At 61.7% G+C, this 266-nt stretch carries 1 protein-coding gene; it reads left to right on the forward strand.

Going from position 1 to position 266, the window contains the following annotated elements; translation table 11 throughout:
- Nucleotides 1-266 (forward strand): ATP-binding cassette domain-containing protein (locus AC6CIA_RS26510; RefSeq protein WP_498316128.1); only part of this gene is annotated, 266 nt, incomplete at both ends.

Here is a 266-nt window from a genome sequence, read left to right on the forward strand (position 1 = left end):
CTGAAGGGCCTGGCCGACGAAATCGACCCGCAGGAGAAACTCGGTCGCTTGTCCCTGGGCCAGCGGCAACTGGTGGAAATCGCCAAGGCGCTGTCCCGTGGCGCCCATGTAATTGCCTTCGACGAGCCCACCAGCAGCCTCTCGGCGCGCGAGATTGACCGCTTGATGGCGATCATCGCGCGCTTGCGCGATGAGGGCAAAGTGGTGCTGTACGTCTCCCATCGCATGGAAGAAGTCTTTCGTATCTGCAACGCGGTGACCGTGTT

The sequence above is a fragment of the Pseudomonas sp. GQ91 genome (assembly GCF_059758795.1).